The sequence below is a fragment of the uncultured Kiloniella sp. genome (genome assembly GCF_937128705.1).
In the GTDB taxonomy this organism is placed as follows: Bacteria; Pseudomonadota; Alphaproteobacteria; order Kiloniellales; family Kiloniellaceae; genus Kiloniella.
In genome coordinates this window covers 1-4,128 of sequence record NZ_CAKZMP010000159.1, presented here as the reverse complement: position 1 = coordinate 4,128, position 4,128 = coordinate 1, and the positions used below count along the sequence as shown (strand labels likewise).

Sequence of the window (4,128 nt, the reverse complement as noted above, 5' to 3'; positions counted from 1 at the left end):
TTTGTCACTCACTGTTTCGAGTAACCCGATGTCGTCGTTACAGGGTCTGACGCGATAAGAACGGGAAAGGTTCAAAATAAATAATTTTTATTTCAGATAGTCCCATTTAAGCTATCTCGTTGTTCTCAATACAGACACCATGATGCACAGAAATTCTACCCCGTTGATCGATGGAAAATAATTTAAACGATTTTGGTATCTGCATTATTTCAGGAAAAGTATCGATTGTATCAAACAGAAGGATGGCTCTGTGATATGACCCGCCTTAAACCCAGAGCATAAAGAATTAAATTTGAACCTGGCTGACCGTCCCTACGACCAACTTCTATCAACGAATTGGAACAACGATTAAACAGGACATCAGAAAATGCCTATTACTCACCTTCAGGATCGCCCCCGAAAAGCACAATTACACACAGGTAATACTATAGTCTTTTCCGACCTATTTGATGATATTATTTCCACCGCCTCCTCTCATAAGGACACACCTTCCTCATTTAGAAATCACAGACAGTTACTTGATAATAATACACAACTCTATCTTGCAGCGAACTTGATAAACCTTCACGAAGCACCCATTAATCTGTAAACTTTTCATAGATATGAAAGTAAAGGCTTCCTATGCTTAAAAGCCTCATATTTATCGGGTTACTTGTAAGTTCAGTTGGTTTTCACTCCATCAAAGGACATGCCAACGCGCAAAAACCTGCCCTGAAAGATCTAAGCCAAGTATGTGAAGCCGACAGGTACAACCAACCTATCGGGGAATTTTCCGTCGATGTTTATTGCGATGATGCTTTGGGAATTAATATTTCAATTGTAAAATTGAAATTTGATGCCCCCATAATCGGCCCCTATAGCCTCACCCAAAGGACATGGCAAGGCGGTGACTGGGCTTTTTCTATCACCAGTTTTATGTGGGGAAATGACAGAAAATCACTTTACGTTGCAACAGAAGGCTATAATGGAACAGGCAAAGCCTATTACCTAGATATCGAGACACAAACCAGCCAAGAAGTTTGGTCAACTTCTCCCGGTGACTGTGGCAGCGTATTAACAGGAATGAATGATAAGAACATCACGCTAGCAACAATTCCCTGCGATGGAAAACACCCCCGAAACATAGAGATCACGATACCTAAGAATTAGTTCTGATTTATTCTTTATACCCAATTACCCAAAGACATAACCTATTCCGCGAACGGTACGTATGATTTCTGGTTTTGTCGGATTAACTTCAATTTTACGCCGAAGCCGGGAAATACGAAGATCTATCGATCTGTCAAAGGGCTCCCACCCTCTATCATGAGCTTGTTCAAGTAATTGATCCCGGTTTAAAACACGCCCCCTATTTTCAGAAAAAACACGTAAAAGACTAAATTCCATCGCTGTCATGGCAATTTCATTATTATCAGCATCAAAAAGCTGTGCGCTATCTAAATCAAGTCTGCACACGCCAAACTGAATTGATCCTTTGGTCTTAGTAGATTTTTGATCTGACAAAGCGCTCGGGATTCTTCGTAAAGTTGCTTTTATTCTTGCTTCCAGCTCTCTCAAATCCACAGGTTTGGCCAGATAATCATCAGCCCCCATTTCCAGTCCGACAATACGGTCAACGACTTCAGATGCTGCCGTCAACATAATAACCGGCACGTCAGAGTTATTTCGTAAGTTACGAAGGGCAGTCAAACCATCTTCACCGGGCATATTAATGTCTAGGATTACCAAATCAGGAGAATGCTTTTCAGTAAATTTATGCATCATTTTTGCATCGGCGGCTTCAACTGTTTCATAGCCACGATCACTTAAATATTCGGCAACCATTTCACGTAAATGTGGTTCATCATCACAGACAATAATTTTGTAACCATTCGCACCCATGTAAAACTAGATCCCTGTTTTTTGGATAAGTGATCGCATCATATTGACAAGCTCTTCAGGAGAAACAGGTTTATCCAGATGCAAGCATCCAGAATTCTCGATAAAATCAGCAACTTCCGGGCTCATTGAATCTCCTGTCACAAAAGCAGTTTTTTTAGCCATATCAGGAAATTCAGCCGTCATACGCTGTAAAAACTCTATACCATTCATACCGGGCATTTTCACGTCACTTAAAATTGCAGTGTATGAATGTGCTTTTAATTTTGTGAGGGCATCTTTAGCTGAATTGGTAACCGTCACTTGATAACCGTCTTCACTCAAAATTTCGCTAATTAGATCAGCGACATCGACCTCATCATCAACAACCAGAACTTCTTGCTTTAAATGTTTTTTATCCGGAATATCAGGAACGTTTTTATTTTCATCTGTTACTTCCGCAACTTTCATTCGCACTGTAAAGCAAGTACCTCCTTTACCTGAGGATCGGAAAGACAGGTTTCCGTGGTGGGCATCAACAATACGATGGCAAAAAGCAAGGCCGACGCCCGTACCACTTCCAACATCTTTTGTTGTAAAAAAAGGTTCAAAAATCCTAGCCTGTATCTCTTTGGGAATACCTACGCCGTTATCAATAACATCAACAACGACTTCGTTTAATAAGTCATCAAACGAGGAACGAATAACGAGTTTCCCCGCTTTTCCTTTCTCAGATAACGCATGTTCTGCATTTACAATCAAGTTGGTAAAGACTTGTGCCATTTGATCATGGTCGGCATCGACAAAAGGCAAATCCTTCGCCAATGATAAAGATACCTCGGCGCCAGATACCCTGACCCCATAACCAGCAACATCCATGGCGACTTCGATTGCTTCGTTCAAATTACAATTTTCTATCTGCATCGGACGCTGCCTAGCCATAGCCAAAAATGTTTTAACAATTTTGGCGCAACGCTCTGCTGCCATCGCAATTCGATCTACTCTTCGCTTTACCTCTGGATCATCCGTTTTATCCTGAAGCATCAAGGCATAGCCTACGACGATAGAAAGTGGATTATTCAGTTCATGGGCAACACCAGCAAGCAACCCGCCTAAGGCTGATATCTTTTCATTCTGATGTGCGATTTCCTTCTGCTCTTCCAGCTCTTTTTGCATCTGAAGTTGTTCGGTGATATCTCGTGTTGACGAGACAATAACATCCTCACCTTTGTAATCAGTCACACGGGCAGACGTCAGACCTTGCATAATGCTGCCATCCCGCCGGCGAAACTGCACCCTATAATCATCCAATACACCCGTCGGCAACAAAGCCTTGAGATAATTTTCACGGTCTTGAGGTTTAATGAAAAAGCTTTTTGCCGTTTCTATATCACCAAACCGATCACGAGAAGCTGGCGGGAAATATATGATTTTTCCATCCGAAACACGGGATACCAAAAAGTTCGCAGGGCAAGCCTCAACAATTTTATGAAGCAACATATCTGCTTCACGGCTCGCCTCTTCAATTTTCTTTTGCTCGGTAATGTCCTTGATCGTAACCAAGTAATCGCCAAATCCGGTTTCATGTGAAGAACTTAATAAAAGACGTCCATCAGAACGTTCTATTTCAAGCCCCTTTTTATAACTGAAAACACCTTTGATAATTTTCTCAATCGTTTTCTCGGCTTCATTTGTGTTCTTGATTATAGATTTGTGATCACATGCATTTTGGTGTCCAGTGATCATCCCCTGCATAATTTTGTGTATGGGGCGCCCCCGCCTCAACTGATCATCAGGTAAGGCAATAACATTCGCAAATTTTTTATTTGATAAGACAAAACACAAATCAGAATCATAAAGTGCAACAGCAATATCCAATGATTGAATAATATCGAAAAGCACTTCAGGCGCAGATACTTTTTCCTCTGCATTCTGGTTCTCAAGTAGAACTTTTAGATAACAAGTATTTCCCTCTGGAGTTGTGTAACGTGACAATGAAAACTTATCACCAACAGTATTTTGCCAAACAAAGCCGCGATCAGAAGACTGCCATTTACGTATAACTGTTTGTATGAGGCTAGAATTTACTGACTTTCCAAAGGATTTTTCCAACACAAAATGCTCGACCTTGGTCTTAAGTAAGGTTTTCCGTTCTTCATCGCCCAAGACCACAAAACGATCATTGATCGTTAGCAAGCGTCCAGCTTTATCGAAGGTCGCAAAACCAGTCTCCATTTGAGATCCCTTTTGTAATTCCACCTCAAAAACAGA

3 protein-coding genes are annotated in these 4,128 nt (G+C 41.1%); 1 reads left to right on the top strand and 2 read right to left on the bottom strand.

What is annotated here, in order from left to right; genetic code table 11:
* Nucleotides 1-621: 621 nt before the first annotated feature.
* Complete coding sequence (locus tag Q0241_RS09125) at nucleotides 622-1,149, top strand: hypothetical protein (RefSeq protein WP_299376358.1); 528 nt, start codon at nucleotides 622-624, stop codon at nucleotides 1,147-1,149.
* A 24-nt stretch (nucleotides 1,150-1,173) separates the two neighbouring features.
* On the opposite strand, the gene Q0241_RS09120 is transcribed toward Q0241_RS09125, so the two are convergent.
* Nucleotides 1,174-1,881: a response regulator gene (locus tag Q0241_RS09120; protein ID WP_299376356.1), complete on the bottom strand. Its 708-nt coding sequence runs from the start codon at nucleotides 1,879-1,881 to the stop codon at nucleotides 1,174-1,176.
* Between the two features lie 6 nt (nucleotides 1,882-1,887).
* Nucleotides 1,888-4,128: ATP-binding protein (locus tag Q0241_RS09115; RefSeq protein ID WP_299376353.1), on the bottom strand; the 2,241-nt coding region annotated here is incomplete at its 5' end.

Coding starts and splice junctions, on each gene's coding strand:
- Q0241_RS09125 (WP_299376358.1), top strand. CDS start 622: ATGCTTAAAAGCCTCATATTTATCGGGTTACTTGTAAGTTCAGTTGGT.
- Q0241_RS09120 (WP_299376356.1), bottom strand. CDS start 1,881: ATGGGTGCGAATGGTTACAAAATTATTGTCTGTGATGATGAACCACAT.